Annotated in this window: 30 protein-coding genes, 14 tRNA genes and 1 rRNA gene; 44 read left to right on the top strand and 1 reads right to left on the bottom strand. The window is 45.3% G+C overall.

All coding sequences use genetic code 11. The features are described 5' to 3' along the window. Positions 1-41: 41 nt before the first annotated feature. The 19 genes from rrf (at position 42) to ACSYSR_RS02425 (ending at position 9,637) form a co-directional block, all read left to right on the top strand. Positions 42-158, top strand: a 5S ribosomal RNA gene (rrf, locus tag ACSYSR_RS02515). Between the two features lie 40 nt (positions 159-198). Next, positions 199-271, top strand: a tRNA-Val gene (locus ACSYSR_RS02510). A gap of 41 nt (positions 272-312) precedes the next feature. Further along, positions 313-385 (top strand) — tRNA-Thr (locus tag ACSYSR_RS02505). Positions 386-392: 7 nt separating this feature from the next. After that, a tRNA-Gly gene (locus ACSYSR_RS02500) sits at positions 393-464 on the top strand. Between the two features lie 5 nt (positions 465-469). Next, positions 470-553, top strand: a tRNA-Leu gene (locus ACSYSR_RS02495). Positions 554-557: 4 nt separating this feature from the next. Further along, positions 558-631: transfer RNA gene (locus ACSYSR_RS02490), tRNA-Arg, on the top strand. A 43-nt stretch (positions 632-674) separates the two neighbouring features. Beyond that, positions 675-748, top strand: a tRNA-Pro gene (locus ACSYSR_RS02485). A gap of 26 nt (positions 749-774) precedes the next feature. After that, positions 775-848 (top strand) — tRNA-Met (locus ACSYSR_RS02480). 12 nt (positions 849-860) lie between these two features. After that, positions 861-934, top strand: a tRNA-Ile gene (locus ACSYSR_RS02475). A gap of 22 nt (positions 935-956) precedes the next feature. After that, positions 957-1,046 (top strand) — tRNA-Ser (locus ACSYSR_RS02470). A gap of 29 nt (positions 1,047-1,075) precedes the next feature. Continuing rightward, positions 1,076-1,149, top strand: a tRNA-Met gene (locus tag ACSYSR_RS02465). Between the two features lie 2 nt (positions 1,150-1,151). Then, positions 1,152-1,225, top strand: a tRNA-Asp gene (locus ACSYSR_RS02460). Between the two features lie 20 nt (positions 1,226-1,245). Continuing rightward, positions 1,246-1,318 (top strand) — tRNA-Phe (locus ACSYSR_RS02455). A gap of 21 nt (positions 1,319-1,339) precedes the next feature. Continuing rightward, positions 1,340-1,410 (top strand) — tRNA-Gly (locus ACSYSR_RS02450). A 21-nt stretch (positions 1,411-1,431) separates the two neighbouring features. After that, positions 1,432-1,505 (top strand) — tRNA-Ile (locus tag ACSYSR_RS02445). 471 nt (positions 1,506-1,976) lie between these two features. Further along, entirely contained in the window at positions 1,977-3,287 is a 1,311-nt protein-coding gene (gene serS, locus ACSYSR_RS02440; protein ID WP_489816229.1) for a serine--tRNA ligase, read from the top strand. Between the two features lie 151 nt (positions 3,288-3,438). Continuing rightward, the gene (gene secA / locus ACSYSR_RS02435) at positions 3,439-5,850 is read left to right on the top strand and encodes a preprotein translocase subunit SecA (protein ID WP_489816533.1); all 2,412 of its coding nucleotides are present in this window, start codon (positions 3,439-3,441) and stop codon (positions 5,848-5,850) included. Positions 5,851-5,898: 48 nt separating this feature from the next. Further along, positions 5,899-7,017, top strand: a complete 1,119-nt coding sequence (prfB, locus tag ACSYSR_RS02430) for a peptide chain release factor 2 (RefSeq protein ID WP_489816230.1) — start codon at positions 5,899-5,901, stop codon at positions 7,015-7,017. Positions 7,018-7,153: 136 nt separating this feature from the next. Then, entirely contained in the window at positions 7,154-9,637 is a 2,484-nt protein-coding gene (locus tag ACSYSR_RS02425; RefSeq protein ID WP_489816231.1) for an ATP-dependent Clp protease ATP-binding subunit, read from the top strand. A gap of 142 nt (positions 9,638-9,779) precedes the next feature. Here ACSYSR_RS02425 and ACSYSR_RS02420 read toward each other — a convergent pair whose 3' ends face one another. Next, the gene (locus ACSYSR_RS02420; RefSeq protein ID WP_489816232.1) at positions 9,780-10,457 is read right to left on the bottom strand and encodes a prepilin peptidase; all 678 of its coding nucleotides are present in this window, start codon (positions 10,455-10,457) and stop codon (positions 9,780-9,782) included. A gap of 256 nt (positions 10,458-10,713) precedes the next feature. Between ACSYSR_RS02420 and rpsL the strand changes: the two genes are divergently transcribed. From rpsL to rpsE, 25 genes are all read left to right on the top strand, one after another. After that, positions 10,714-11,127: a 30S ribosomal protein S12 gene (rpsL, locus tag ACSYSR_RS02415; RefSeq protein ID WP_047975034.1), complete on the top strand. Its 414-nt coding sequence runs from the start codon at positions 10,714-10,716 to the stop codon at positions 11,125-11,127. Positions 11,128-11,141: 14 nt separating this feature from the next. Further along, on the top strand, positions 11,142-11,612 hold the full coding sequence (rpsG, locus tag ACSYSR_RS02410; protein WP_047975033.1) for a 30S ribosomal protein S7: 471 nt from the start codon (positions 11,142-11,144) through the stop codon (positions 11,610-11,612). A gap of 125 nt (positions 11,613-11,737) precedes the next feature. After that, positions 11,738-13,849, top strand: a complete 2,112-nt coding sequence (fusA, locus tag ACSYSR_RS02405) for an elongation factor G (RefSeq protein ID WP_252774372.1) — start codon at positions 11,738-11,740, stop codon at positions 13,847-13,849. A 132-nt stretch (positions 13,850-13,981) separates the two neighbouring features. Further along, positions 13,982-15,136: an ABC transporter ATP-binding protein gene (locus ACSYSR_RS02400; RefSeq protein ID WP_489816233.1), complete on the top strand. Its 1,155-nt coding sequence runs from the start codon at positions 13,982-13,984 to the stop codon at positions 15,134-15,136. Then, positions 15,136-15,966, top strand: a complete 831-nt coding sequence (locus ACSYSR_RS02395) for an ABC transporter permease (RefSeq protein ID WP_252774370.1) — start codon at positions 15,136-15,138, stop codon at positions 15,964-15,966. The genes ACSYSR_RS02400 and ACSYSR_RS02395 overlap by 1 nt, the downstream gene beginning before the upstream one ends. Further along, entirely contained in the window at positions 15,963-16,766 is an 804-nt protein-coding gene (locus ACSYSR_RS02390) for an ABC transporter permease (RefSeq protein WP_489816234.1), read from the top strand. Before ACSYSR_RS02395 ends, ACSYSR_RS02390 begins: the two co-directional genes overlap by 4 nt. Next, complete coding sequence (locus ACSYSR_RS02385; RefSeq protein WP_489816235.1) at positions 16,763-17,845, top strand: ABC transporter substrate-binding protein; 1,083 nt, start codon at positions 16,763-16,765, stop codon at positions 17,843-17,845. Before ACSYSR_RS02390 ends, ACSYSR_RS02385 begins: the two co-directional genes overlap by 4 nt. A 369-nt stretch (positions 17,846-18,214) precedes the next feature. Then, positions 18,215-18,523: a 30S ribosomal protein S10 gene (rpsJ, locus tag ACSYSR_RS02380; RefSeq protein ID WP_047975027.1), complete on the top strand. Its 309-nt coding sequence runs from the start codon at positions 18,215-18,217 to the stop codon at positions 18,521-18,523. Positions 18,524-18,581: 58 nt separating this feature from the next. Beyond that, positions 18,582-19,271 (top strand): 50S ribosomal protein L3, encoded by a 690-nt coding sequence (gene rplC, locus ACSYSR_RS02375; RefSeq protein WP_047975026.1) that lies wholly within the window; start codon positions 18,582-18,584, stop codon positions 19,269-19,271. Positions 19,272-19,299: 28 nt separating this feature from the next. Beyond that, on the top strand, positions 19,300-19,923 hold the full coding sequence (gene rplD / locus ACSYSR_RS02370; RefSeq protein WP_252774367.1) for a 50S ribosomal protein L4: 624 nt from the start codon (positions 19,300-19,302) through the stop codon (positions 19,921-19,923). Beyond that, positions 19,923-20,210 carry a 50S ribosomal protein L23 gene (gene rplW / locus ACSYSR_RS02365; RefSeq protein WP_047975024.1) on the top strand — a complete coding sequence of 96 codons (288 nt, stop codon included), beginning with the start codon at positions 19,923-19,925 and terminating at the stop codon, positions 20,208-20,210. Before rplD ends, rplW begins: the two co-directional genes overlap by 1 nt. A 22-nt stretch (positions 20,211-20,232) precedes the next feature. Next, the gene (gene rplB / locus ACSYSR_RS02360; protein WP_252774366.1) at positions 20,233-21,066 is read left to right on the top strand and encodes a 50S ribosomal protein L2; all 834 of its coding nucleotides are present in this window, start codon (positions 20,233-20,235) and stop codon (positions 21,064-21,066) included. A gap of 16 nt (positions 21,067-21,082) precedes the next feature. Next, positions 21,083-21,358: a 30S ribosomal protein S19 gene (gene rpsS / locus ACSYSR_RS02355; RefSeq protein WP_047975022.1), complete on the top strand. Its 276-nt coding sequence runs from the start codon at positions 21,083-21,085 to the stop codon at positions 21,356-21,358. A 14-nt stretch (positions 21,359-21,372) separates the two neighbouring features. After that, positions 21,373-21,729, top strand: coding sequence for a 50S ribosomal protein L22 (rplV, locus tag ACSYSR_RS02350; RefSeq protein WP_010691186.1), 357 nt, complete (start codon positions 21,373-21,375; stop codon positions 21,727-21,729). Continuing rightward, positions 21,729-22,397, top strand: a complete 669-nt coding sequence (gene rpsC, locus ACSYSR_RS02345) for a 30S ribosomal protein S3 (protein WP_047975021.1) — start codon at positions 21,729-21,731, stop codon at positions 22,395-22,397. The genes rplV and rpsC overlap by 1 nt, the downstream gene beginning before the upstream one ends. Positions 22,398-22,411: 14 nt before the next feature. Continuing rightward, positions 22,412-22,825 (top strand): 50S ribosomal protein L16, encoded by a 414-nt coding sequence (gene rplP, locus ACSYSR_RS02340; RefSeq protein ID WP_047975020.1) that lies wholly within the window; start codon positions 22,412-22,414, stop codon positions 22,823-22,825. Next, positions 22,825-23,031, top strand: a complete 207-nt coding sequence (rpmC, locus tag ACSYSR_RS02335; protein ID WP_059377827.1) for a 50S ribosomal protein L29 — start codon at positions 22,825-22,827, stop codon at positions 23,029-23,031. The genes rplP and rpmC overlap by 1 nt, the downstream gene beginning before the upstream one ends. A gap of 22 nt (positions 23,032-23,053) precedes the next feature. Then, a complete protein-coding gene (gene rpsQ, locus ACSYSR_RS02330; protein ID WP_252774365.1) occupies positions 23,054-23,320 on the top strand; it encodes a 30S ribosomal protein S17 in 267 nt (88 codons plus the stop codon). A gap of 51 nt (positions 23,321-23,371) precedes the next feature. Continuing rightward, a complete protein-coding gene (gene rplN, locus ACSYSR_RS02325; RefSeq protein ID WP_047975017.1) occupies positions 23,372-23,740 on the top strand; it encodes a 50S ribosomal protein L14 in 369 nt (122 codons plus the stop codon). A gap of 21 nt (positions 23,741-23,761) precedes the next feature. Beyond that, positions 23,762-24,070, top strand: a complete 309-nt coding sequence (gene rplX / locus ACSYSR_RS02320) for a 50S ribosomal protein L24 (RefSeq protein ID WP_047975016.1) — start codon at positions 23,762-23,764, stop codon at positions 24,068-24,070. A 40-nt stretch (positions 24,071-24,110) separates the two neighbouring features. Beyond that, positions 24,111-24,653, top strand: coding sequence for a 50S ribosomal protein L5 (gene rplE / locus ACSYSR_RS02315; protein ID WP_047975015.1), 543 nt, complete (start codon positions 24,111-24,113; stop codon positions 24,651-24,653). 127 nt (positions 24,654-24,780) lie between these two features. Continuing rightward, a complete protein-coding gene (gene rpsH, locus ACSYSR_RS02310) occupies positions 24,781-25,179 on the top strand; it encodes a 30S ribosomal protein S8 (protein ID WP_047975014.1) in 399 nt (132 codons plus the stop codon). Positions 25,180-25,203: 24 nt separating this feature from the next. Next, positions 25,204-25,740, top strand: a complete 537-nt coding sequence (gene rplF / locus ACSYSR_RS02305) for a 50S ribosomal protein L6 (RefSeq protein ID WP_252774364.1) — start codon at positions 25,204-25,206, stop codon at positions 25,738-25,740. 88 nt (positions 25,741-25,828) lie between these two features. Next, positions 25,829-26,182, top strand: coding sequence for a 50S ribosomal protein L18 (rplR, locus tag ACSYSR_RS02300; RefSeq protein WP_047975012.1), 354 nt, complete (start codon positions 25,829-25,831; stop codon positions 26,180-26,182). A gap of 20 nt (positions 26,183-26,202) precedes the next feature. Then, positions 26,203-26,709 (top strand): 30S ribosomal protein S5, encoded by a 507-nt coding sequence (rpsE, locus tag ACSYSR_RS02295; RefSeq protein ID WP_252774363.1) that lies wholly within the window; start codon positions 26,203-26,205, stop codon positions 26,707-26,709. Positions 26,710-26,714 lie beyond the last annotated feature (5 nt).

Raw genomic sequence — 26,714 nt, 5'->3', positions numbered from 1 at the left:
AGAGTAAGGATTATTTAGTTTTGAGTGTAAAAGCTCAAAGGTGTCGTGTTGATGGCATAGAGGAACCACCTGTACCCATCTCGAACACAGAAGTTAAGCTCTATAGCGCCGAAAGTAGTTGCCGGAACGCTGGCTGCGAGGATAGGACGACGCGATGCCGATACATATAAAAAAGAAGGGAACTTCTTTTTTTATTTTGGACGATTAGCTCAGCTGGGAGAGCACCTGCCTTACAAGCAGGGGGTCACAGGTTCGATCCCTGTATCGTCCATTGGCGAAGGCCAAGATATGCACGCCGCGTCGGGCAATCCAGCCGACTTAGCTCAGCTGGTAGAGCACCGCTCTTGTAAAGCGGGGGTCGAAGGTTCGAATCCTTTAGTCGGCATGATTATGCGAACGTAGTTCAGAGGTAGAACATCACCTTGCCATGGTGGGGGTCGCGGGTTCGAATCCCGTCGTTCGCTTGGATGCCGGCGTGGCGGAATAGGCAGACGCACAGGACTTAAAATCCTGCGATGGAAACATCGTACCGGTTCGATCCCGGTCGCCGGCATAATGCACCTATAGCGCAATTGGATAGAGTGTCTGACTACGAATCAGAAGGTTGCAGGTTCGACTCCTGCTAGGTGCATAAGGCCCCCAAAAGGTCTAGGGCGAAAAGTCCAAAAAGAAAGCGGGACGTAGCTCAGCTTGGTAGAGCACCTGGTTTGGGACCAGGGGGTCGCAGGTTCGAATCCTGTCGTCCCGATCGCTGTGAGTACTACAGCAAAGTATCGCGGTGTAGCTCAGCTGGCTAGAGCGTTCGGTTCATACCCGAGAGGTCGAGGGTTCGATTCCCCCTGCCGCGATGACTCGAGCTGGGACCATTAGCTCAGCTGGTTAGAGCAGACGGCTCATAACCGTCCGGTCGTTGGTTCGAGTCCAACATGGTCCATGGAAGTGGATTGAAAGAACATGGAGAATTACCCAAGTCTGGCTGAAGGGAACGGTCTTGAAAACCGTCAGGTCGGGAAACCGGCGCGGGGGTTCGAATCCCCCATTCTCCTTACGGGTTGAGCCCCAAAAATAATATTATCGCGGGATGGAGCAGTTCGGTAGCTCGTCGGGCCCATAACCCGAAGGTCGTAGGTTCAAATCCTACTCCCGCAATTGGTCGCATGGTCTAGTTGGTTAGGACGCCTGCCTGTCACGCAGGAGATCACGGGTTCGAATCCCGTTGTGACCGTTTTCTGAAAAAGAAAAGTTGGCTCTGTAGCTCAGTTGGTAGAGCAATGCATTGAAGCTGCATGTGTCGGCGGTTCGATTCCGTCCAGCGCCATTGGGGGAACCCAGAAAAGATGCGAATGTAGTTCAATGGTAGAATTCCAGCCTTCCAAGCTGGCTATGCGGGTTCGATTCCCGTCATTCGCTTAGGCAAAGAGCCGAAACGATGGGCCATTAGCTCAGTTGGTTAGAGCGCTGTGTTGATAACGCAGAGGTCCCAGGTTCGAGTCCTGGATGGCCCATGACAAAGAAGACTTCGGTCTTCTTTTTTTGTAGAATGTGATTCCTGATGGTCTGTTGTCAGTTTGTTTCTTTAACTATTTGTTTTGTTTGCCAAATGGCGAATACTTTAAACATTTGACCGGTTAGTTAATTCATGTCCAGCTGTTTTTGTTTTTTTGTGTTTTTTAGTGATTGTTCGTCGCCCTGTCTTGCCTTTTTGGATGAAAATCGCTATACTAAACCTAAGCAAATTTCTGTTATAAGTAGATCAACATAGAGAGGCTCTGGATGGTGAAAAGAGTCATATCGAAACTCCGACAGATTTACGTTAGCGAGTAATGTCGCTCGGTTTACCACCGTTATCAGGCTTTAATTGAGTGCTGCATGTTTTGCAGAACTAGGGTGGTACCACGGATTGCGCTTTTTTCGTCCCTTGACTAGGAATAGTTGGATGAAAAGGCGCTTTTTATTATCCAAAGAGGAGAACAAACGTGTTAGATTTGAAATACCTACGAAAGAATCAAGAAGTTGCAACACAAAAGTTGACTGATCGTGGTGTGCAAGAAGGTGTCTTAGCTGATTTGTTAGCCGCAGATCAAAAGCGGCGCGATGTGATTGCCAAGGTTGAAGAACTCAAGGCTAAGCGTAATGAAGCATCTGACAAGATTGCTTTTGCTAAGCGCCAAAAAGAGGATGCATCGGCCGCTATTCAGGAAATGCAGGCCGTCGCAAAGGAAATCAAAAATCTCGACCAAGAGTTAGAGGGCTTAGACCAAGCGGTTAAGGATCAGGCGGCACACTTGCCAAATATTGCCGAAGATGATGTCCCAGTTGGTCCTGATGAAGAAGCCAATGTTGAAATCAGAACCTGGGAACCAGCGGATTACCAAGGTCGTCCACTGGTCAAGACAGAAGCACCAGCATGGTTGAAGCCGCATTACGAAATTGGTGAAGATTTAGGTATCTTAGACTTTGAACGTGGTGCCAAGGTTTCTGGGGCGCGGTTCTTGTACTATGTTGGTGATGGTGCGCGTTTGGAACGGGCTTTGTATAACTTCATGTTGGATCAACACCGTGAAGAGGGTTATACTGAAATGATTACGCCCATCGTGGTTAACGATTCGGCAATGTTTGGAACCGGTCAGTATCCTAAGTTCCAAGATGACGCTTACCGAGTGGAGGGTCTGAATCAAACTTATATTCCAACGGCTGAAGTATCTTTGACAAATTACTATGCGGGTGAAACGATTCCTACAGAAGATTTGCCAATTTCGATCACTGCTTTGTCACCATCTTTCCGAAAGGAAGCTGGTGCTGCGGGTCGTGATACGCGTGGGCTAATTCGTTTGCACCAGTTTAATAAGGTTGAAATGGTTAAGTTTGCTAAACCTGATCAATCTGATCAGGAACTGGAAAAGATGACGAATAATGCTGAAAGTATTTTACAAAAATTAGGTTTGCCATATCATGTGATTACGCTGTCAACAGGAGACATGGGCTTCTCAGCTGCTAAGACCCATGACTTAGAAGTTTGGTTGCCAGCTCAAGGCATGTACCGTGAAATTTCTTCTGTATCAAATACTCGTGATTTCCAGGCACGCCGGATGCACATTACTTACCGGAATGAAGACGGTAAGTTGGAATTGGTTCACACCTTGAATGGTTCCGGTTTGGCCGTTGGTCGAACAGTGGCCGCCATTTTGGAAAACTACCAAAATGAAAATGGAACAGTGACGGTTCCAGAAGTTTTGCGTCCATATTTGGGTGGCCAAAAAACATTGCAGGCAACGCCACATCATTAAGAAAAAACCAAGCTGTTGGTTGATTTCAGACTGCCAAGTCTGTTATTCCCACGGCTTTTTTGCTATACTAAACTGTAGTATTCTTAAATTTTAATGAACATTTTGTGATGAAGGGAGTGTGTCCGTTTTTTTAACGGTCACCGATACAAGCATGGTTAATCCAGTCCGTAAACTTTACGACAATTCGAAGCGTCAATTAAAAAAGATTGAAAAGGTTGCTGACCAGGTAGAGTCATACGCAGACACTGTTGCTGCCCTGTCTGATGAAGCCTTGCAAAAGAAGACGCAAGATTTTCAAATTCAAATTCAAACAGCTTTAGCTGGGAAGACAACTGCAGCTGAAAAACAAAAAGCAACGGCTAAAGAGCTGGATGCGCTTTTGCCAGAAGCCTTCGCGGTGGCAAGAGAAGCTGCTAAACGTGTTTTGGGTCTTTATCCATACCGAGTGCAAATCATGGGTGCCATCGTTTTGCATGGTGGAAACTTAGCTGAAATGAAGACCGGTGAAGGAAAGACATTGACGGCCACAATGGCGGTCTATTTGAACGCACTGGCCGGTCAGGGTGTGCATGTTGTCACGGTTAACGATTATCTTTCAAAGCGTGATGCTGAACAAATGGGGCAACTTTATAACTGGTTAGGTCTGACTGTTGGTGTTAACGTTGGCGATGCTGCTCCTGATGAAAAACGAGCTGCTTACGACGCTGATATCACGTATTCAACAAACTTCAATATTGGTTTTGACTACCTACGTGACAACATGGTGACTCGGGCAGAAGACCGGGTGATGCAACGTGGTTTGAACTACGCTTTGATTGATGAAGCGGATTCAATTTTGATTGATACGGCACGAACACCATTGATCATTTCTGGTCCTGGTTCAGGGGTCTCACCTTTGTATCAACAGGTTGACCGCTTTGTTAAGACCTTAACTCGTGAAGAAGACTATAAGGTCGATGAAGAAAGCAAGAATACTTCATTAACGAGTGAAGGAATTAAAAATGCTGAAGTCTTCTTTAACCTGGATAACTTGTACGATGCGCAAAACACGGCTTTGACCCACCATGTTGACCAAGCTCTGCGCGCCAATTTTAACTACTTGAACGACAAGGATTATGTTGTTCAAGGCGGTGAAGTGAAGCTAATTGATCAATCAACTGGCCGTATTTCAGAAGGGACCCGTCTGTCAGATGGTTTGCACCAAGCCATCGAGGCCAAGGAAGGCGTTGAGGTTCGTGAAGAGAATAAGTCGATGGCCCAAATTACCTACCAGAACCTCTTCCGAATGTACAAGAAGTTGTCTGGTATGACTGGAACGGCCAAGACTGAAGAAGAAGAATTACGCGAAATCTATAACATGGAGGTCGTCGAAATTCCAACGAACCGGCCAATCCAACGTCAGGACTTGCCTGATTTGCTTTACCCGTCATTGAAGACTAAGTTTAACGCGGTTATCAATAAGGTAGCGGAACTGCACAAGAAGGGTCAGCCCGTCTTGTTGGGAACCGGATCAGTTGAATCTTCTGAATTAGTGGCGAAGTTGCTGACTGCTCATAAGATTCCACATAATGTCTTGAATGCCAAGAACAACGAGAAGGAAGCTGAAATTATCGCTAATGCTGGCCAACGTGGGGCTGTTACGGTGGCAACGAACATGGCCGGTCGTGGAACTGATATTAAATTAGGCCCTGGAATCGACGACTTGGGTGGTTTGGCTGTGATTGCCACAGAACGGCACGAATCACGTCGAATTGATAACCAGTTGCGTGGTCGTGCTGGTCGTCAGGGAGACCATGGATCTTCACAATTCTTCTTGTCATTGCAAGATGACTTGATGATTCGTTTTGGTGCAGAACGAGTGCGGGCAATGTTGCAACGAATGAACATGGATGACGAAGACACGGTGATTACCCACCGCTGGATTACTCGTTCGGTCGAATCAGCTCAAAAGCGAGTTGAAGGAAACAACTATGATACTCGTAAGAATGTCTTACAGTATGATGATGTGGTTCGAGAGCAACGTGAGCTGATTTATCGTGAGCGTGACCAAGTTTTGGATGAAAAGAAGAAATTGGATGACGTTTTGTTGCCGATGGTTAAGCGAACGATCGACCGTGTTGTCGATGCCCAAACACCGGGTAAGGATCAAAAGGAATGGGATTTGGATGCCCTTTCCGCCTTTGTGAAAACGTCATTAACATCTAAGAACCTTGGTGCTGTTCGTTTGCAAAACTTGAACCGTCAAGAAATCAAGGACCGCTTGTACCGCTTGGCCCTTGATAACCTGGCTGAAAAGAAGCAAGACTTACCGGACGAAGAGCAATTGTTGGCTTTTGAACGTATCGTTATCTTGCGGACAGTTGACCAACACTGGACGGATCACATTGATGCCTTGGATCGTTTGCGCCAAGGTGTCGGATTACGTGGTTATGGCCAGTTAAATCCATTGGTGGAGTACCAAAACGAAGCCTTTGCAAACTTTAATCGAATGATTGCTGATATCGAATACGATGCTACTCGGACCTTTATGAAGGCTGAGATTCGTACGAACTTAACAGCATAAATAAAAAGCGAACGCTCAGTTCGCTTTTCTTATGTGGGAGGACCCGCCATGGAGAAAGTGGCAGCCAAACAGGCGCTAACAGCGATCCAAGAGGATATCGAACGTTTTGCCAAAACGCTAGACTTGGATGCGCTAACAGAAGAGATTGCTGATTTTGAATACCAAATGACAGAACCAGGTTTTTGGGATGACCAAGAAAAGGCTCAAAAAATCATTGAGCAAAGCAATGTCTTGAAGAATCGGCGTGATTCTTTCTTGAACCTATCCGAACAGGCGGATGAAATCGAAGTCTTAATCGAGATGGTGGAAGAAGACCCCGAGGATGAAGACAGCCAAGAGGAATTAACGAACTTGGTTGAAAAGACACAAAAAGATGTTGAGGCCTATAACCTTGAACAATTGTTGACAGGCGAATACGATGCCAACAATGCTATTTTGGAAATTCATCCTGGTTCTGGTGGAACCGAGTCAACTGATTGGGGTGCAAACTTGTATCGGATGTATACCCGTTGGGCTTCAGCACATGACTTTAAGGTTGATGTTTTGGATTATCATGCCGGTGATGAAGCTGGGATTGATTCAGCAACCTTGAAGATTACTGGTCACAATGCTTACGGCTTTTTACGATCTGAAAAGGGCGTTCATCGCTTTGTTCGAATTTCACCCTTTGATTCCGCTGGCCGCCGCCACACATCTTTCGTTTCTGTTGATGTGATGCCAGAATTGGACGACAGTATTGAGGTCGAAGTTCGCGATGATGACATTAAGATGGATGTCTTCCGCTCCGGTGGCGCGGGAGGACAAAACGTCAATAAGGTTTCAACGGGGGTTCGTTTGACCCACGAACCAACAGGAATCGTGGTTTCCTCGACCGTTGAACGAACACAATATGGCAACCGTGATTATGCTATGCGTCTCTTGAAGGGAAAACTCTACCAGTTAGAGTTGGAGAAGCAGGAAGCTGAACGGGCAGCTTTGTCAGGGGAAAAGATGGAAAACGGCTGGGGATCTCAGATTCGTTCTTACGTCATGCACCCTTATCAGATGGTTAAAGACCACCGGACCAATTATGAAAGTAACCAGCCACAAGAAGTTTTGGATGGCGGTTTAGACCCATTGATTAATGCTTATCTTCAGTGGCAACTAAGTCTTAAGAACCCAGATTAAAACATAGAAAAGAAAACCAGGAATGCCCTTGGTTTTCTTTTTCTTATTTCAGAATTATTTCCGAAAAAAAGAACTTGCGTTATAATATGTACCAATATCGGATTTGACATTCCCCGTTATGATATAAGGAGGGAAAATGGAAAACAAGTATACTAGCTCTGCAGAAAATGTCTTGTCGTTGGCACAAGACCAAGCAAAGTATTTTCAACACCGTGCTGTTGGAACTGAACATCTACTCCTAGCCTTGTCTTTGGAACAAGCGGGCGTGGCGGCTAAAGTTTTGGCTGAATTTAACATCAATAGTGACAAAATCAAAGAGGAAATCGAACGGTTTACGGGCTACGGAATGGACCAGGATGCTAACCAGCAATCCTACTTACCATATTCACCCAAGGCGGCTTCGATTTTGAAGTGGGCAGCCGATCAAGCTGACTTGATGGGCCAGGCTGAAGTGGGAACGGAGCACTTGCTCTTATCACTGCTCCAGGATGCAAGTATCCTGTCATCACGGATTTTGATTGGTTTAGACGTCAACTTGAAAGACATGAACAAGGCAATCTTGCGGCGCCTGGGCGTGACTGATTTACGTAAACGAGCAAAGCAGCAGAAAGCCAAGGAACTGGGCACGCCCACCTTGGATAAATTAGCTCGAGATATGACGGAAGTTGCTAAGGCAGGAAACCTAGACCCCGTCATTGGTCGTGATACTGAAGTTCGACGTGTCGTCCAAATTTTGTCACGGCGGACGAAGAACAACCCCGTTTTAGTTGGTGAGCCAGGTGTTGGAAAGACCGCCATTGCTGAAGGCTTGGCGCAGCGAATTGTGGCCGGTTTGGTACCGGATTCTTTGAAGAAAAAGCGCTTAATGGCCTTAGATATGGGATCATTGGTCGCGGGTACTAAGTATCGTGGGGAATTTGAAAGCCGCCTTAAGCAGGTCATCGAAGAAATTGAAGCGGATGGGCATGTAATTCTTTTTGTTGATGAACTGCATACTCTTGTTGGTGCTGGTGGCGCCGAGGGAGCCATTGATGCAGCCAACATCCTCAAACCTGCCCTTGCTCGTGGCGATTTGCAAATGTTGGGTGCGACTACCTTTGATGAATATCAGCAGTACATTGAGTCTGATGCTGCTTTGGAACGCCGGTTTGCTCAGGTAACAATTAATGAGCCGTCAACGGCCGAAGCAATCACCATCTTGAACGGCATTAAAAAGAAGTTTGAGAACTTTCATCAGGTTGATATTGAACCAGCAGCTGTTGAGGCAGCCGTTAATCTATCATCACGGTATATTACCGGTCGGTTCTTACCTGATAAGGCCATTGATTTGATGGATGAAGCGGCAGCGAAAGTGCGAATTGACGACGTTGATCGGGCCACGCCACTCCACAAGGACCGGGTTGAACTAGTCAAGGTTCAACAGGCCAAGGATGAGGCGATTGCGGCAATGGACTTTGAAAAGGCCGCTGATTTGCGCTTGAAAGAAATGGGCTTGCGCAAGAAAATTGACCGGGCATTGCTTCGCAAGGAAAAGAAGCAAGAAAAGGACCAAAGCTTTGGTTTGAAGGTGACGCCGGCCAACATTGCTCAGGTGATTTCTCAGCAAACCGGGGTACCATTGACTCAGGTTGAAAAAGCAGAATCCGACCATTTAGTGAACCTGGAAAAGGAATTGGGCAAGCGGGTCATTGGCCAGAAAAAGGCCGTTTCAGCCGTTGCCCGTGCCATTCGCCGGTCACGTTCAGGCTTGTCTGATCCGAACCGGCCAATTGGCACTTTCCTATTTTTGGGCCCAACTGGTGTTGGTAAAACCGAGTTAGCCAAGGCCCTATCCGAGATCATGTTTGGTTCAGAGGACAACATGATTCGGGTTGATATGTCCGAATATCAGGAACAGTATTCCGCTTCACGACTAATTGGTTCAGCCCCAGGCTATGTTGGCTATGACCAAGGTGGTCAATTGACGGAACAGGTGCGCAACCATCCTTATTCCATTGTTCTTTTGGATGAGGTGGAAAAGGCCCACCCAGACATCTTTAATTTAATGTTGCAGGTCTTTGATGATGGCTTTTTGACGGATGCGAAGGGGCGTAAGGTCAACTTCCGTAATACCGTGATTATCATGACTTCGAACTTGGGCGCAACTCGGTTGCGGGACGAGAAGATGCTTGGCTTTGGTTCAACTGATTTGAAAAATGATGACCAAGCCGTCGCAGGCAAAATTCGCGAAACGGTCAAGGAAACTTTCCGTCCAGAATTTATCAATCGAATTGATGAAGTCTTGGTCTTTGATGCCTTGACCAAGGATGAGGTTCGACAGATTGTGCGCCTGATGACCAAGTCTTTGCTTCGTCGAGTAGCTGAACAAGGTATTAAGGTTAAGATGACAATGGCTGCGATTGATGCCATCGCTGATGCGGGTTATGACCGCGAATACGGTGCCCGCCCAGTTCGACGGGTGATTCAGACCGAGGTTGAAGATAAGCTTTCAGAGGCGCTTTTAGACGGTGAGATTACCACGGAAGATATTGTCACAATCGGTGCGCAGCATGGTCAGATTAAGTTGAAGATTAAGAAATATGAAATGCCCGAAAAAAAGGACGAACTCGTTCAAGAGTAGGGCAACAAATGGCGACCAGAATGGTAAAAAATCTGCTGGCCGGTATTCAAAAGACTAGGTAAATCGAGCTTTTGCTAACAGAGGTGAAGCCCCCAGGGGTTTGACCTCTTTTTGTGTGAGCGATTATTTTTATCATAAAAACCTATACCAGAAAAGGGCTAAGCAGTACTGCAAAAACAAAACCGACAAACAAGAAGGGGATGAAGGGGAGGCGTCTTTGCTGATTTTTTTTGTGGCATGCTAAATAAATTAGGGCGCTAGTACTGGAGCAGAGTAAGAAAAGGGGCAGGACCTGCTCAGTTAGAGAAAAGAAGCCAATTGCTAAAACTGGTATGTCGCCCGAACCAAGAAAACCACGGTATGTCAGCCATAGGACTAAAATAATTAAGATAGTGAGAATCCAACCGTGATAGGGATGGTGAACAAACGAGATTAAGAGAGCGACCCACAACCAAGCTAACCATGCGGAGCAGGTCATTGTGGCCCAATCTTCTTTGGCCAAGTAAAGGACAACGTAAGCAGAACAAAGAATCCATAGGTCATGATGGTGAAAGAGCGCCGTGAGAAGAAGGGGAAGAGTGCCTTCCAGGAAAACTAGTGATCGCCAGTTGGCAAAGTGGCGCTGGCAGTATCGACAGCGCCCTTTTAAAAGCCAACCTGAAAAAACGGGCATGAGGTCATACCAAAAAAGAGCATGGTGACAATGGAAACAGTATGAACGCTTTGTCCACAAGGAATGATTTTGGCTGGTGCGGTCGGCCAGGCAAAAAATCAGCGAGACGATGATTAAGTTGGTTAAATATAGTAGAATGTTAGTCATGGGGAGTTAGACGAAAGTCGGCCCCAAAAAAGTGCAACTAACCTTTAAAAAATGGGTAAAAGCCCTTGACTTTAGCTCTAAACCTGCTATTATATTCAACGTGCTTTTAAGTCATTAGTCCTTTTGCACGGGTAAAACCGACAAAAGGCCTGTGTAAAGGCAAGTCGAAGCAGGACTTCCGGGAGCACTTTTGTTTATGGACAAAAGTGATACGCCTGGAACTGTGAAAAAAACAAGAATGAAGGAGTATAGTAGGATGCCTACAATTAACCAATTGGTTCGTAAGTCACGTAAGTCTCAAGCGACTAAGTCAAAGTCACCAGCCTTGAACTTCGGCTACAACTCAATGAAGAAGAAGGCAACAAACAATGTTGCCCCACAAAAGCGTGGAGTTGCGACTCGTGTCGGAACTTTGACACCAAAGAAGCCTAACTCAGCTTTGCGTAAGTACGCTCGTGTACGTTTGTCAAACTTGTACGAAGTAACTGCTTACATCCCAGGTATTGGTCACAACTTGCAAGAACACTCGGTTGTTTTGATCCGTGGTGGTCGTGTTAAGGATTTGCCTGGTGTGCGTTATCACGTTATTCGTGGAGCCTTGGATACTGCCGGAGTTGACGGCCGTATGACTTCACGTTCAAAGTATGGAACGAAAGCTCCTAAGAAGTAAGGAAAGGACAACTCATGCCACGTAAAGGTTATACGAAGCGTCAGGAAGTTTTGCCTGACCCAATTTACAATTCAAAGTTAGTTTCCCGTTTGATCAACAAGTTGATGGTTGATGGAAAGCGCGGAACTGCTTCAACTATCTTGTATGCAGCTTTTGACCGTATCAAGGAAACTACTGGTAACGAACCATTGGAAGTTTTTGAACAAGCAATGGAAAACATCATGCCAGTTTTGGAAGTTAAGGCCCGCCGTGTTGGTGGATCTAACTACCAGGTGCCAATCGAAGTTCGTCCAGACCGTCGGACTACTTTGGGCTTGCGTTGGTTGGTAAATTACGCTCGTTTGCGTAACGAACACACAATGGAAGAACGTTTGGCTAAGGAAATTATTGACGCAGCCAACGAAAACGGTGCTTCTGTTAAGAAGCGTGAAGACACACATAAGATGGCTGAAGCCAACCGTGCCTTCGCACACTACCGTTGGTAGGATTTTCGTAAAAGTGGATTTTGTTTCGCTTTTACGGGCCTGCTAATAGGCTCATAATTTTTAAAAAAGCGAACAAATATTGCTCGCTTTTTGTTGCAACTAGGATAAAAAATTAGGAGATCATCATGGCAAAGCGTGAATACCCGCTTGATCACACTCGTAATATCGGTATCATGGCCCACATCGATGCCGGTAAGACGACGACGACAGAACGAATCTTGTACTATACAGGTAAGATTCACAAAATTGGTGAAACACACGATGGTGCTTCACAAATGGACTTCATGGAACAGGAAAAGGAACGTGGAATCACGATCCAATCAGCCGCTACTACTGCGGTTTGGCGTGGATTCTTCGACCAATACGAAAAGAACCCATTCCGTGTTAACATCATCGATACCCCAGGTCACGTGGACTTTACAATCGAAGTTGAACGTGCCTTGCGTGTCTTGGATGGTGCCGTAGCCGTGTTGGATGGTGCTGCTGGTGTTGAACCACAGACTGAAACTGTTTGGCACCAAGCAACGACTTATAACGTTCCCCGAATTGTTTTCGTTAACAAGATGGACAAGTTGGGTGCTGATTTTGAAATGTCAGTTAACTCAATTCACGAACGTTTGCAAGTTAATGCCGAAGCGATTCAATGGCCAATTGGTGCCGAAGATGACTTCGAAGGTGTTATTGACTTGATCGAAGAAAAGGCTTACTGGCCTACTGATGACTTGGGTTCAAATTGGGAACCACGTGAAATCCCAGCAGACTACCAAGACATCGTTACAGCAAAGCGCGAAACTTTGGTTGAAGCCGTTGCTGATGTTGATGAAGAATTGATGGAAAAGTACCTTGAAGGTGAAGAAATTTCTATCGCTGAATTGAAGGCCGCTATCCGTCGCGCCACATTGAATTTGGAATTCTATCCTGTTTTGGCTGGTTCAGCCTACAAGGATAAGGGTGTTCAAATGATGTTGGATGCCGTTGTTGATTACTTGCCGGGTCCTCTAGAAGTTCGTCCTTATGTCGCAACTGACCCTAAGACTGATGAAGAAGTTGACTTGGTTGCCGATGACTCAAAGCCATTTGCTGCCTTGGCCTTCAAGATCATGACGGATCCATTCGTTGGTCGTTTGACATTTATGCGTGTTTATACTGGTACTTTGCAATCTGGTTCATACGTACAAAACACTTCTTCAGATACCCGTGAACGTGTTGGTCGTTTGCTACAAATGCACGCTACTTCACGTACTGAAATCGAAGAAGTCTTCTCAGGTGATATCGCTGCTGCGATCGGTTTGAAGAACACGACTACTGGTGACTCTTTGACTGCTGTTGATCACCCATTGATTCTTGAATCAATGGAATTCCCAGAACCAGTTATTGAATTGGCCATCGAACCAAAGACAAAGGCCGATCAAGACAAGTTGGCGACTGCTTTGCAGAAGTTGGCTGAAGAAGACCCTTCATTCCGTGCAACTACTAACCAGGAAACTGGTGATACTTTGATCGCCGGAATGGGTGAATTGCAGTTGGATATCATGGTTGACCGTATGAAGCGTGAATTCAACGTTGAAGCCACTGTTGGTGCTCCACAAGTTGCTTACCGTGAAGCCTTCACCAAGGATGTTAAGGCGCGTGGATTCTTCAAGCGTCAGTCTGGTGGTAAGGGACAATATGGTGATGTTTGGATTGAATTCTCACCAAACGAAGAGGGTGCTGGCTTCGAATTCGAAGATGCCATCGTCGGTGGTGTTGTTCCTCGTGAATACATTCCTTCTGTTGAAGCAGGTTTGAAGGATGCCTTGAACGCTGGTCCTTTGGCTGGCTTCCCATTGGTTGATTTGAAGGCCAAGTTGTACGATGGTTCTTACCACGATGTCGATTCTTCTGAAGCTGCCTTTAAGATTGCCGCTTCATTGGCTTTGAAGGAAGCTTCAAAGACTGCCGGTGCCGTTATTTTGGAACCAATCATGGCTGTTGATGTCGTTGTTCCTGAAGAAAACCTTGGTGATGTGATGGGACACGTTTCTGCACGTCGTGGTTTGATTGAAGGACAAGAAAACCGTGGACCTGTTTTGGCTGTTAAGGCCCAAGTGCCTTTGTCAGAAATGTTTGGTTATGCAACGACTTTGCGTTCAGCAACGCAAGGACGTGGTACTTTCCAGATGGTCTTTGACCACTATCAAGCCGTTCCTAAGAACGTTCAAGAAGAAATTATCAAAGCACAAGGTAAGGAAGCTTAATTGTTTCTTTCACTCATTGTCTGAAAACCAGGTTGCTTAGCAACCTGGTTTTTTGTTTTTGATAAAATTTTAAAGTTTGGTCTGTTGTCTCATTTGTTGTAAGATGGTGGCAATGATGATTGGAGAAGTAACATGGTTGAAAAGATGCCGATTCTTGAGTTTGCCAAAGTCGCCTTATCTTTTGGTGATACGGCAGTATTAAAGGAAATTGACTTGGTCTTAGAATCAGGGAAGTTTTATACACTATTGGGCCCATCTGGCTCTGGAAAATCGACGATTCTGAAACTGATTTCTGGTCAGTTACAAGCCGATGCGGGCAAAATTTTTTTTGAGGGACAGGTCATCAATGATGTACCGGCTGAAAGAAGACGGGTGAACACGGTCTTTCAGAATTATTCCCTTTTTCCAAATATGAATGTCTTTGATAATGTGGCCTTCGGTCCGCGTTTAAAGAAGATGGCTGAAAAGGACATTCAAGATAAGGTCCGGGAAATGCTTGGTTTGGTTAAGCTATCAGGTTTTGAGCGCCGGGAAATCAGTGAACTTTCAGGTGGTCAACAGCAGCGTGTCGCAATCGCTCGTGCTTTGGCCAACGACCCTGAAGTGCTCCTCTTGGATGAGCCCTTGTCCGCCTTGGATTATAAGCTGCGTAAGGAATTACAGCAGGAATTGCGTAATATCCAAAAGCGCCTGGGGATTACCTTTGTTTTTGTGACGCACGACCAGGAAGAAGCCCTGGCAATGTCCGATTGGATTTTTGTCATGCATGATGGTTTAATCCAACAAAATGGGACGCCAGAAGATATTTACGATGAACCAATTAATCACTTTGTTGCTGATTTTATTGGGGAAACCAATATTGTTCCTGGCATTATGAAACGTGATTACCTAGTTCATTTTGTCGGTAAAGATTTTGAAAACGTTGATGCCGGTATGCGGCCAAACGAGCGGGTCGAAGTCGTTTTGCGTCCGGAGGATTTGGATTTGACTGACCCGGCCAACGGTAAATTAGTTGTGACTATTCAAGACCAACTTTTCCGTGGGGACTATTACGAAATTACGGCCGTTGATGATGATATGAATACCTGGCAGGTTCAGGCGACCAATCCGGCTACCGTTGGTGCTCGGGTTGGCCTTACTTTTGACCCTGAAGATATTCACATTATGCGCTATAACGAAAGTGAAGCTGCCTTTGATGCCCGGCTGGAATCCTACGGTGAAGAAGAGGCCGAAGAGGCTTTGCAAGCTGCTCAGGATGGTCAGTCACAATCGGGAGGACAAGGCTAATGGCACTGTCTTTTAAAAAACAAAAGCGGGGTTTTACCTCTGCTTATCTTGGAATTTATGGTCTGTGGCTCGTCGGCTTTGTAGTGTTACCGCTTTTTTTGCTCCTCTTTGAGTCGTTGCAGGATCAAAACCACCATTTCACGCTGGCAAATTATCAGGCTTTTTTTACCTCAGGTTCCTATTTGGCCATGACCTTTAATTCAATTTGGTACGCCTTTTTAATTACTGTCATAACACTGGTTTTTGCTTATCCAACCGCCTATTTTTTGACAACCCTGAAAAATAAGCAGTTTTGGTTGTTGCTCGTCATTTTGCCAACTTGGATTAACTTGTTGCTGAAAACCTATGCCTTTATTGGTTTATTAGGGCAAGGTGGGCTAGTCAACTCAACTTTGACAGCGGTTGGCTTTCACCCCATACAGTTACTTTTTACTGACTGGTCCTTTCTTTTAGTGGCGGCCTATGTTGAGCTTCCCTTTATGATTTTGCCGATTTTTAATGTTTTAAGTGATATCGACCCATTGTTGGCGGCTGCTAGTCGTGACCTTGGAGCGAGTTCCTGGCAAACTTTAAAAAAAGTCATCTGGCCTCTATCAATGCCTGGGGTAAAAGCCGGTATTCAAGCGGTCTTTATCCCCAGTTTGTCACTCTTTATGATTACCCGTCTGATTGGTGGTAATCGGGTGATTACTTTAGGTACAGCAATCGAAGAGCATTTCTTAGTGACTCAAAACTGGGCTTTTGGATCGACGATTGGAGTAATCTTAATTGTAGCGATGGTGATTACGATGCTTTTGACACAGGATAAGCAGAAGGGAGGTCGGTCATGAAAAAAATCAGAACCCCATATTTGATCGTGATGTTTTTGATTCTTTACTTGCCAATTTTGTACCTCGTCTTCTATTCTTTTAATGCGGGAACAACAATGCAGGGCTTTGCTGGTTTTTCCTTTAAGCATTATGGCGAACTGTGGCAGGACACTCGTTTAATCGATATTGTTTTTGAAACTGGAATTGTTGCCTTGCTGTCCGCTTTATTAGCAACCATTATTGGGACCTTGGGTGCACTAGCCATCTTTCGTGTGCACCGGCGAACGGTTAAAGGCACTCTACTTTCCCTGAATAATGTCTTATTGGTTTCGCCCGATGTCATCATTGGGGCAGCATTCTTAATTCTCTTTACGACCTTGAAGTTCTCACTGGGCTTTGCCACTGTTTTGCTGGCCCATGTTGCTTTCTCTATTCCAATTGTGGTTTTGATGGTCTTGCCTCGATTGCAGGAGATGAACCCGGATTTGGTTTTGGCCGCTCAGGACTTAGGGGCTCGCCCAACTCAGGTCTTGGGGCAGGTCACCATTCCAGCGATTACGCCGGGCATTGTGGCGGGCTTTTTCATGGCCTTGACCTATTCATTGGATGACTTTGCCGTGACTTTTTTTGTCACTGGAAACGGTTTTTCGACGTTAGCTGTCGAAATTTATTCGCGAGCTCGTCAGGGGGTTTCATTAGAGATTAATGCTTTATCGGCTCTGATTTTTCTCTTTTCTTTGGCTATTGCTGTGGCCTACTACTTTATTAACCGGTTAAATCAGCGCCAAAAGAGTCCGGAACTAAGGGGGAAGGTTAAATGAAAAAAGTTTTTTTAAGTATTTTAGCCATTTTACTGGTTGTTGTTGGCCTGGTAGCCGGAAAGGCGGTTTTTGATAATAGTCGTAAGGATGAGGTCAGTGGCGAAAAAGTCTTAAACTTCTATAATTGGGGTGATTATATCGATCCTGATTTACTGATAAAGTTTACCAAAGAGACTGGTTATAAGGTGAACTATCAGACATTTGACTCGAATGAGGCCATGTACACCAAGATAAAGCAGGGGGGGACCAATTATGATTTAACGGTTCCATCCGATTACATGGTGGATAAGATGGCCCAAGAAGGCTTATTAGCCCCATTGGACAAGTCCAAGATTACCGGCATGAGCAATATTGATTCCCGCTTTTTAAATCAGACCTTTGATCCACACAACAAATACTCCGTTCCATATTTCTGGGGGACGTTGGGTATTCTCTATAATAAGAAAAAGGTGAGTGCTGATCAGATTGATACCTGGTCGAAACTGTGGTCACCACAATTCAAGAAACAAATTATGTTGGTCGATTCAGCCCGTGATATTTTGGGGATGACCCTGATTTCACAAGGCAAGTCTGTTAATGACCAAAATATTGCTGATTTGGCAGCGGCAAAGGGAAAGTTAGATACTCTGATGCCAAATGTCAAAGCCATTGTGGCCGATGAGCTCAAGATTTATATGGCTCAGGGAGAAGCTAGTATCGGGGTAACATACTCTGGGGAAGCGGCGCAGGCAATGTCACAAAACTCGGACTTGGCTTATTTGGTACCGAAAGATGGTTCCAACGAGTGGTTTGATAACTTGGTGATTCCAAAGAATGCCAAGCATCAGGATGCGGCCTACGCATTGATTAACTTCTTAAATAAACCTGAAAATGCTAAACAAAATGCCGAATACGTTGGTTATGCAACGGCAAACAAGGGGGCCTATGAGCTGTTGCCAGCTGAGGAGAAGTCCGATCCAGCCTTTTATCCATCCGCTGCGACACTGGACCGACTGCAGGTTTATCAAACTTTTAATCAAGAGTGGACGCAACGCTATAATGACGCTTTCCTAGAATTCAAGATTTCACGATCGTCATAAAATGAAGATCTCATTGATTTTTTGATAGGTAAAACCTGTAAGAGTTTTCAAATAAATAATTTTTCTTAAAAGCAGTGATTACGATAAAAAATATTATCGATTCTAAACGAAAGAAAATTGCTAAAAAATAAAATAAATCCGTAGAAACCCTTGCTAGTCAAGGGTTTTTCTGCTATTATATTCAAGTACGCCTTTTGGGGTTGCCGATGCAAACCCCTCAAAAAGACTGGTGTATCAACGTTTAGCGATGATGATTAAGGTTGCGACACGCGCGGCCGCGTTGCCAAGGGCGCGCAAAACACCGCAAATGGTGTTGTCGGTTTTTGATCGGAGTTAGCTGATTTACAAAATCAACGAGGAGGCACGAAAATGGCACAAAAGAAGATCCGTATCCGCTTGAAGGCATACGAACACCGTATCTTGGACCAATCAGCAGACAAGATTGTTGAAACAGCAAAGCGTACTGGCGCAGAAATCGCCGGTCCGATTCCTTTGCCTACTGAACGGACATTGTACACGGTGCTTAGTTCACCCCACAAGTACAAGGATGCTCGTGAACAGTTCGAAATGCGAACTCACAAGCGTTTGGTCGATATTGTGAACCCAACTGACAAGACAGTCGACGCATTGCGTAAGCTTGAATTGCCAGCTGGTGTTGCAATTGAAATCAAGCTCTAATTTAAAGTACCACCCCGCTAGATAAAATAGTTTAGCGATGAAATGAAGGAGATTAGTCATGACTAAAGGTATCTTAGGCCGTAAAGTCGGTATGACTCAGGTTTTTACTGAATCTGGTGAATTGATCGCCGTGACTGCTGTTGAAGCTACTCCAAACGTTGTTTTGCAAGTTAAGACGCAAGCAACTGATGGATACAATGCTTTGCAGTTGGGTTACCAAGACAAGCGCGAGATTTTGTCAAACAAACCTGAACAAGGCCACGTTGCAAAAGCCAACACAGCCCCTAAGCGCTACATTCGTGAAGTCCGTGATGCGGAAGGCGAATACAGCGTTGGGGATGCAATTGCTGTTGACACTTTCCAAGCCGGTGAATATGTTGATGTTACCGGTATTACTAAGGGACATGGTTTCCAAGGTGCTATTAAGCGCTTGGGTCAATCACGTGGTCCTATGAGTCACGGTTCTCGTTACCACCGTCGCCCAGGTTCAATGGGTGCTATCATCAACCGGGTATTTAAGGGTAAGCTCTTGCCTGGTCGTATGGGTAACCAAAAGCGGACAATGCAAAATATTGCGATTGTTCACGTTGATGTTGAAAACAACTTGTTGTTGTTGAAGGGAAACGTCCCTGGAGCAAACAAGTCACTTTTGACAATCAAGTCAACTGTTAAGACAAATGCTAAGCACCCTGAAGTGAAGATGGCCGGCGCAAAGCCAGCTGCTGAAGCTCAGGCTGAAGAAGCTTAATACTTTATAGAAAGGAGAACAATCAATCATGACAAAAGTTGCTGTATTAAAGCAAGATGGTTCAAAGGCTGCTGACTTGGACTTAAACGAAGCAGTTTTCGCCGTTGAACCAAACAATGCTGTGATTACTGATGCAGTTTTGATGCAACGCGCATCAATGCGTCAGGGAACGCATGCGGTTAAGAACCGTTCCGCTGTTTCTGGTGGTGGACGTAAGCCATGGAAGCAAAAGGGAACTGGTCGTGCCCGTCAAGGTTCTATCCGCGCGCCACAATGGCGTGGTGGTGGAATCGTATTCGGCCCAACCCCACGTTCTTACTCTTACCGGATCAACAAGAAGGCTTATCAATTAGCCTTGAAGTCAGCTTTGTCACAAAAGTTGGCTGACAACAAGTTGGTCGTAGTTGATGCTTTGGCATTTGATGAAGCTAAGACAAAGAACTTCAAAGAAGTTTTGACAAACTTGGCTGTTGATTCAAAGGCCTTGGTAATCGTTGATGAAGGTAACCAAAATGCTTTGTTGTCAGCTCGTAACTTGGCAAACGTTCAAGTGATGACAACAAACGGTATCAACGTCTTGGACGTTGTTAACGCTGATAAGCTGGTGGTTGTTCAAGCAGCGATCGAAGAAATCCAAGGAGGTCTTGCCTAATGGATGCACGCGATATTATCCGCCGCCCAATCATTACCGAAGCTTCAATGGCGCAAACAGAAATGAAGCGTTATGTATTTGAAGTTGATGTTCGGGCCACTAAGCCAGAAATCAAGCGTGCTATCGAAGAAATCTTCGATGTACAAGTTGCACGTTTGAATACCGCAAATGTTCGCGGTAAGAAGAAGCGTCAAGGACGTTATGTTGGATTCACTCGTAAGATGAAGAAGGCTATCGTTACTTTGAAGGCTGACTCAAAAGATATTCAAATCTTTAACGAAGGTTAATTTTTAATAGGAGGATAAGACATTGGCTATCAAGAAATACAAGCCAACCTCTAACGGACGTCGTAACATGACGACTTCTGATTTTGCAGAAATCACGAAGTCAACGCCCGAAAAGAGTTTGTTGGCAAAGAAGTCAAAGACCGGTGCGCGTAACGCACAAGGTCGCATGACAGTTCGCCACAAGGCTGGTGGACACAAGCAAGCCTACCGTATTATTGACTTTAAGCGTACCAAGGACGACAAGTTCGCAACGGTTAAGGCAATCGAATACGATCCAAACCGTACGGCTAACATCGCCTTGCTCGTTTATGAAGACGGTATCAAGGCCTACATCTTGGCGCCTAAGGGACTTAAGGTTGGCGATAAGGTTCAATCTGGTTCTGATGCCGACATTAAGGTCGGTAATGCCTTGCCATTGAGTGCTATTCCTGAAGGTACTTTGATTCACAACATCGAATTGAAGAACGGTAAGGGTGGTCAATTGGCACGTTCCGCTGGAGCTTCTGCTCAAATTTTGGGACGTGATGGTAAGTACACTATCGTTCGTTTGACTTCAGGTGAAGTACGTTTGGTTTTGAGCACTAACCGCGCCACTATTGGTGAAGTTGGTAACTCAGAACATTCATTGATCAACTGGGGTAAGGCCGGACGTAACCGTTGGCGTGGAAAGCGTCCTCACGTTCGTGGTTCTGTAATGAACCCTAACGATCACCCACACGGTGGTGGTGAAGGAAAGGCCCCTGTTGGTCGTCCAAGTCCACTTTCTCCATGGGGTAAGAAGACTGCTGGTAAGAAGACTCGCGATAAGAAGAAGAACTCAACCAAGTTCATCGTTCGCGGTCGGAAGAGTAAGTAAGGGAAGGAGATAACTAATGGCTCGTAGTTTAAAAAAGGGACCATTTGCGGACCCACACTTGCTTAAGAAGATTGAGGCCCAAGCGGACCAAGAAAAGAAGTCAGTGATCAAGACATGGTCACGTCGCTCAACAATTTTCCCAAGTTTTATCGGATTTACAATTGCAGTCTATGATGGCCGCAAGCACGTTCCAGTTTATGTCCAAGACGACATGGTTGGTCACAAGTTAGGTGAATTTGTGCCAACGCGTACGTTCAAGGGTCACAAGAACGACGATAAGAAGACTAAGTAAGGAGGAAATGAAAAATGGCTGAACAAGTAACATCAGCTCGGGCGACCGCCAAGATCGTTCGCGTTGCCCCTCGTAAGGCGCGCTTAGTTCTTGACACGATTCGTCGGAAGAATGTCAACGAAGCATTCGCAATTTTGAAGTTCCTGCCTAATACTTCTACTGAAGATATTTATAAGGTTTTGAACTCAGCAGTTGCTAACGCTGAAAACAACTTTTCACTTGACCGTGAAGATTTGATCGTTAAGGAAGCATTTGCCAACGAAGGACCAACGCTTAAGCGTTTCCGTCCTCGTGCCAAGGGTTCTGCTTCTGCAATTAACAAGCGCACAAGCCACATTACGATTGTGGTTGCTGAGAAGGAGGAAAAGTAATGGGTCAAAAGATTAACCCAACTGGCTTCCGTGTCGGTGTCATCCGTGACTGGGATGCGAAGTGGTTTGCTGATAAGGCAGACTTTTCTAACCAACTTCTTGAAGACTTGCGTATTCGTAAGTACATCGAAGAGAACTTGACGGACGCTTCAGTTGATCGCGTAGAAATCGAACGCTCAACTAAGTCACGTATCGATTTGACTTTGCACACTGCCAAGCCAGGAATGGTTATTGGTAAGGGTGGTTCCGAAGTTGAAAAGTTGCGGACTCAATTAGCTAAGTTAACGAATGTTGACGAACGTGGACGCCACAAGCGTGTCTTCATCAATATCGTTGAAATTAAGAAGCCTGATTTGTCAGCTCACTTGGTGGGCTTGCAAGTTGCAGGTGATTTGGAACGTCGTATCGCTTTCCGTCGTGCAATGCGTGGTGCTATCCAACGTGCCCGTCGTGCCGGCGCTAAGGGAATTAAGATTGTTGTTTCGGGTCGTTTGAACGGGGCAGATATGTCACGTATCGAGCAGTATACTGAAGGAACTGTTCCACTCCACACACTTCGTGCAGACATTGACTATTCATGGGACGAAGCAGCTACTGCTTACGGAAACTTGGGTATCAAGACTTGGATCTACCGTGGTGATGTGTTGCCAAAGAAGAAGAACAAGTAAGGAGGGAAGCAGACATGTTAGTACCAAAGCGTGTTAAATTCCGTCGTGTACACCGTGGTCACATGCGTGGCGAAGCTAAAGGTGGAAAGACGGTGGCTTTTGGTGATTATGGCTTGCAAGCAACGACTTCAAGCTGGATTACCAACCGTCAAATCGAAGCTGCCCGTATTGCAATGACCCGTTATATGAAGCGTGGTGGTAAGGTTTGGATTAAGATCTTCCCTCACAAGTCATATACATCTAAGGGTGTTGGTGTTCGAATGGGTAACGGTAAGGGTGCTCCCGAAGGATGGGTTGCCCCAGTTAAGCGTGGTAAGGTAATGTTTGAAGTTGGTGGCGTGGCTAAGCCTGTTGCCTTAGAAGCATTGCGTCTTGCACAACACAAGTTGCCTGTACGTACAAAGATTATTGCTCGGGAGGCTGAATAATGACGAAAGCAAATGAATTAAAAGCTTTGTCACTTGCGGATTTGCAAAAGCGCGAAGCCGAATTCAAGGAAGAATTGTTCAACCTTCGTTTTCAATTGGCTACTGGTCAATTAGAAAACACGGCCCGTATTTCAAAAGTTCGTAAGGACATTGCACGTGTGAAGACTGTCATTCGTGCACAACAATTGGCACAAGCCAACAAATAAGACGAAAGGAAGAAGCTGAAAAATGAGTGAAGAACGTAACGCTCGTAAGACTTACCGCGGTCGTGTCGTATCTGACAAGATGGACAAGACGATCACTGTTGCTGTTGATACTTATATCAACCACCCGGTTTATGGTAAGCGAGTTCGCTATACTAAGAAGTTCAAGGCCCATGATGAAAAGAACATCGCTAAGATGAACGATATTGTTGAAATCATGGAAACTCGTCCTTTGTCTGCAACGAAGCACTTCCGTTTGGTAAAGGTTGTTGAAGAGGCAGTTATCCTCTAATCGGACTTTAATCCAATCGTCGTAAACTATTGCTAACAAGGAGGATGAACCATGATTCAACAAGAGAGTCGTTTGAAAGTGGCTGATAACTCTGGCGCACGTGAAATCTTGACGATTAAAGTGCTCGGTGGTTCTGGCCGTAAGGTTGCTGGTATTGGTGACATGATTGTTGCTACTGTCAAGCAAGCTATCCCTGGTGGTAACGTTAAGAAGGGTGACGTCGTTAAGGCTGTCATCGTACGAACTGTATCTGACGTGCGTCGGACTGATGGTTCATACATCAACTTCGATGAAAACGCTGCTGTTATCGTTAAGGATGACAAGTCACCAGTTGGAACGCGTATTTTTGGCCCTGTCGCACGTGAATTGCGTGACAACAACTTTACGCGAATCGTTTCATTGGCACCAGAAGTGCTTTAATACTACTAGGAGGAGCCAATCATGTTTGTAAAAACAGGTGATAAGGTTCGCGTCATCGCTGGTAAGGATAAGGGTAAGGAAGGAACAATCACTAAGACTGTTGCTGCCAAGAACCGTGTCGTTGTCGAAGGCGTAAACCTCGTTAAGAAGCATCAAAAGCCTTCTAACGAATACCCACAGGGTGGTGTTATCGATATCGAAGCACCTATCCACGCATCAAACGTACAATTGATTGACCCATCAACTAACGAACCAACCAAGGTTGGCTTTAAGTTTGAAGATGGCAAGAAAGTACGTTTTGCTAAGAAGTCTGGCAATGTGCTAGGCTAAAACAAGCTATAATCTATTTTGAAAGGTAGAAATCATTATCATGGCAAATGAATTAAAAGTAAAATATGTTAATGAAGTTCAACCTGCTTTGATCAAGAAGTTTAACTTTACTTCACCAATGCAAGCCCCAAAGATCGAAAAGATCGTTTTGAACATGGGTGTTGGTGATGCGGTTTCAAACTCAAAGAACCTCGATGAAGCGGTTGAAGAATTGAAGTTGATTGCTGGACAACAACCAGTTATCACTCGTGCAAAGAAGTCAATCGCCGGATTCCGTCTTCGTGAAGGAATGGCTATCGGTACAAAGGTTACTTTGCGTGGAGAACGTATGTTTGAATTCTTGGACAAGTTGATTAACATCTCTTTGCCTCGAGTTCGTGACTTCCACGGTGTTTCTTCTAAGGCCTTTGATGGTCGTGGAAACTACACTTTGGGAATCCGTGAACAGTTGATTTTCCCTGAAATCGACTTTGACAAGGTTAACCGTGTTCGTGGTTTGGACATCGTTATTGTAACGACTGCTGCAAACGACGAAGAAGGTTTCGAATTGCTTTCTGGCTTGGGCATGCCTTTTGCCAAGTAAGTAATTTAAAAATGCGGTCACTCATTTGGGTGGCGCGTTTTTGAGTGTTTGCGACAAGTGTCTAAAGCACTTAAGAGCGTGTCAAATTCTTGATGACGTTCAAAATATAAAAGGAGGATATCGATAGATGTCTATGACTGATCCAATCGCTGATTTTTTGACTCGAATCCGTAACGCCAACATGGCGCGTCACGCTTCCGTTGAAATTCCAGCATCAAAAATGAAGAAGAGCATTGCCGAGATCTTGAAGCAAGAAGGTTTCATCCGTGATGTAGAATACTTGGAAGACAACAAGCAAGGTGTTATCCGCGTATTTTTGAAGTACGGAGAAGATCAAGAGCGTGTCATCACTGGTATTAAGCGTGTTTCAAAGCCTGGTTTGCGTAAGTACGCCAAGGCCGAAGAAATGCCAAAGGTCTTGAATGGTCTTGGTATTGCCATCGTTTCAACATCAAATGGTGTTGTAACTGATAAGGTAGCACGTGCTAAGCAAGTCGGTGGCGAAGTGCTGGCTTACGTTTGGTAATATATCTAAGAAAGGAGACTTACCATGAGCCGTATTGGAAACAAAATCGTTACGATCCCTGCTGGCGTTGAAGTTAAGCAAGATGGTCAATTTGTGACTGTTAAGGGACCTAAGGGTGAATTGAACTACACAATCAACCCTGAAATCACGATGCACATGGATGGTACTGAAGTATCATTTACTCGTGCAGCTGAAGATAAGAAGCACCGTGCATTGCACGGTACGACTACTGCAAACTTCTCAAACATGGTTGAAGGCGTTACTAACGGCTTCTCAAAGACTTTGAAGATGGTCGGTGTTGGTTACCGTGCCGCAAAGTCTGGTTCAAAGTTGACTCTGTCAGTTGGGTATTCACACCCTGTTGACTTTGAAGACCGCGACGGTTTGACTGTTGAAGTTCCTGATGCCTTGACTATCAAGATTTCTGGAATCTCAAAGCAAGCAGTTGGTGATTTTGCTGCGGAAATTCGCGCAATTCGCCCACCAGAACCATATAAGGGTAAGGGAATTCGTTACGAAGGCGAAGTTGTCCGTCGTAAGGAAGGTAAGACTGGTAAGTAAGCTTTTCGCTTCTTAACCCGTTTTACATTTAATAAACAAAGATTATTTGAAAGTGGTTTAACCACTTAAAGAAAAGGAAAGCACAGCTATGATTACGAAACCAGATAAGAATAAGCTTCGCGTACAACGCCACAAGCGTGTCCGCGGCAAGATCTCTGGTACTGCTGCTCGCCCACGTTTGAACGTTTTCCGTTCTAATGTCAACATCTACGCTCAATTAATTGATGACGTAGCGGGTGTAACGCTAGCAAGTGCCTCATCACAAAGTGCCGATGTTACCGGTACAAAGGTTGAACAAGCCGTTAAAGTTGGCGAGATGATCGCTAAGAATGCTAAGGCTGCTAACATCGAAGAAGTTGTCTTCGATCGTGGTGGTTATGTTTATCACGGACGTGTGAAGGCTTTGGCCGATGCTGCTCGTGAAAACGGCTTGAAGTTCTAAGGAAAGGAGGAATAATACAAATGGTTGAATTTGTAAACCCTAAGGAATTAGGCGAATTAGAAGAAAACGTTGTTGCAATTAACCGTGTTACCAAGGTTGTTAAGGGTGGACGTCGTTTGCGCTTCGGTGCTTTGGTTGTCGTTGGTGACAAGCAGGGTCATGTTGGTTTTGGAACTGGTAAGGCACAAGAAGTGCCAGAAGCTATCCGTAAGGCCGTTGAAGACGCAAAGCGTAACTTGATCACTGTACCAACAGTTGGTACTACTATTCCTCACGAAGTTCTTGGTGAATGGGCTGGTGGTAAGATCCTGGTTAAGCCTGCTAAGGAAGGTGCTGGGGTTGCCGCCGGTGGTGCTACTCGTTCCGTAATGGAATTGGCTGGTATCAACGATGTGACTGCTAAGTCATTGGGTTCATCAACTCCTGTCAACGTTGTTCGTGCAACTTTTGATGCATTGAACAGCTTAAAGGATGCTGAACAAGTGGCAAAGTTACGTGGTGTTTCATTGGAACACTTGGCTGAATAAGGAGC

This window comes from Fructobacillus sp. ESL1096, assembly GCF_058511985.1.
This window is presented reverse-complemented; position numbering and strand designations above follow the sequence as displayed.

Coding starts and splice junctions, on each gene's coding strand:
- rpsL (WP_047975034.1), top strand. CDS start 10,714: ATGCCTACAATTAACCAATTGGTTCGTAAGTCACGTAAGTCTCAAGCG.
- ACSYSR_RS02400 (WP_489816233.1), top strand. CDS start 13,982: ATGGTTGAAAAGATGCCGATTCTTGAGTTTGCCAAAGTCGCCTTATCT.
- fusA (WP_252774372.1), top strand. CDS start 11,738: ATGGCAAAGCGTGAATACCCGCTTGATCACACTCGTAATATCGGTATC.
- rplV (WP_010691186.1), top strand. CDS start 21,373: ATGGCTGAACAAGTAACATCAGCTCGGGCGACCGCCAAGATCGTTCGC.
- ACSYSR_RS02395 (WP_252774370.1), top strand. CDS start 15,136: ATGGCACTGTCTTTTAAAAAACAAAAGCGGGGTTTTACCTCTGCTTAT.
- rplR (WP_047975012.1), top strand. CDS start 25,829: ATGATTACGAAACCAGATAAGAATAAGCTTCGCGTACAACGCCACAAG.
- rplF (WP_252774364.1), top strand. CDS start 25,204: ATGAGCCGTATTGGAAACAAAATCGTTACGATCCCTGCTGGCGTTGAA.
- rpmC (WP_059377827.1), top strand. CDS start 22,825: ATGACGAAAGCAAATGAATTAAAAGCTTTGTCACTTGCGGATTTGCAA.
- rpsE (WP_252774363.1), top strand. CDS start 26,203: ATGGTTGAATTTGTAAACCCTAAGGAATTAGGCGAATTAGAAGAAAAC.
- rpsG (WP_047975033.1), top strand. CDS start 11,142: ATGCCACGTAAAGGTTATACGAAGCGTCAGGAAGTTTTGCCTGACCCA.
- ACSYSR_RS02385 (WP_489816235.1), top strand. CDS start 16,763: ATGAAAAAAGTTTTTTTAAGTATTTTAGCCATTTTACTGGTTGTTGTT.
- rpsC (WP_047975021.1), top strand. CDS start 21,729: ATGGGTCAAAAGATTAACCCAACTGGCTTCCGTGTCGGTGTCATCCGT.
- rplP (WP_047975020.1), top strand. CDS start 22,412: ATGTTAGTACCAAAGCGTGTTAAATTCCGTCGTGTACACCGTGGTCAC.
- rplX (WP_047975016.1), top strand. CDS start 23,762: ATGTTTGTAAAAACAGGTGATAAGGTTCGCGTCATCGCTGGTAAGGAT.
- rpsJ (WP_047975027.1), top strand. CDS start 18,215: ATGGCACAAAAGAAGATCCGTATCCGCTTGAAGGCATACGAACACCGT.
- rplN (WP_047975017.1), top strand. CDS start 23,372: ATGATTCAACAAGAGAGTCGTTTGAAAGTGGCTGATAACTCTGGCGCA.
- rplD (WP_252774367.1), top strand. CDS start 19,300: ATGACAAAAGTTGCTGTATTAAAGCAAGATGGTTCAAAGGCTGCTGAC.
- ACSYSR_RS02425 (WP_489816231.1), top strand. CDS start 7,154: ATGGAAAACAAGTATACTAGCTCTGCAGAAAATGTCTTGTCGTTGGCA.
- prfB (WP_489816230.1), top strand. CDS start 5,899: ATGGAGAAAGTGGCAGCCAAACAGGCGCTAACAGCGATCCAAGAGGAT.
- rplE (WP_047975015.1), top strand. CDS start 24,111: ATGGCAAATGAATTAAAAGTAAAATATGTTAATGAAGTTCAACCTGCT.
- ACSYSR_RS02420 (WP_489816232.1), bottom strand. CDS start 10,457: ATGACTAACATTCTACTATATTTAACCAACTTAATCATCGTCTCGCTG.
- rpsH (WP_047975014.1), top strand. CDS start 24,781: ATGTCTATGACTGATCCAATCGCTGATTTTTTGACTCGAATCCGTAAC.
- ACSYSR_RS02390 (WP_489816234.1), top strand. CDS start 15,963: ATGAAAAAAATCAGAACCCCATATTTGATCGTGATGTTTTTGATTCTT.
- rplW (WP_047975024.1), top strand. CDS start 19,923: ATGGATGCACGCGATATTATCCGCCGCCCAATCATTACCGAAGCTTCA.
- secA (WP_489816533.1), top strand. CDS start 3,439: ATGGTTAATCCAGTCCGTAAACTTTACGACAATTCGAAGCGTCAATTA.
- rpsS (WP_047975022.1), top strand. CDS start 21,083: ATGGCTCGTAGTTTAAAAAAGGGACCATTTGCGGACCCACACTTGCTT.
- rplC (WP_047975026.1), top strand. CDS start 18,582: ATGACTAAAGGTATCTTAGGCCGTAAAGTCGGTATGACTCAGGTTTTT.
- rpsQ (WP_252774365.1), top strand. CDS start 23,054: ATGAGTGAAGAACGTAACGCTCGTAAGACTTACCGCGGTCGTGTCGTA.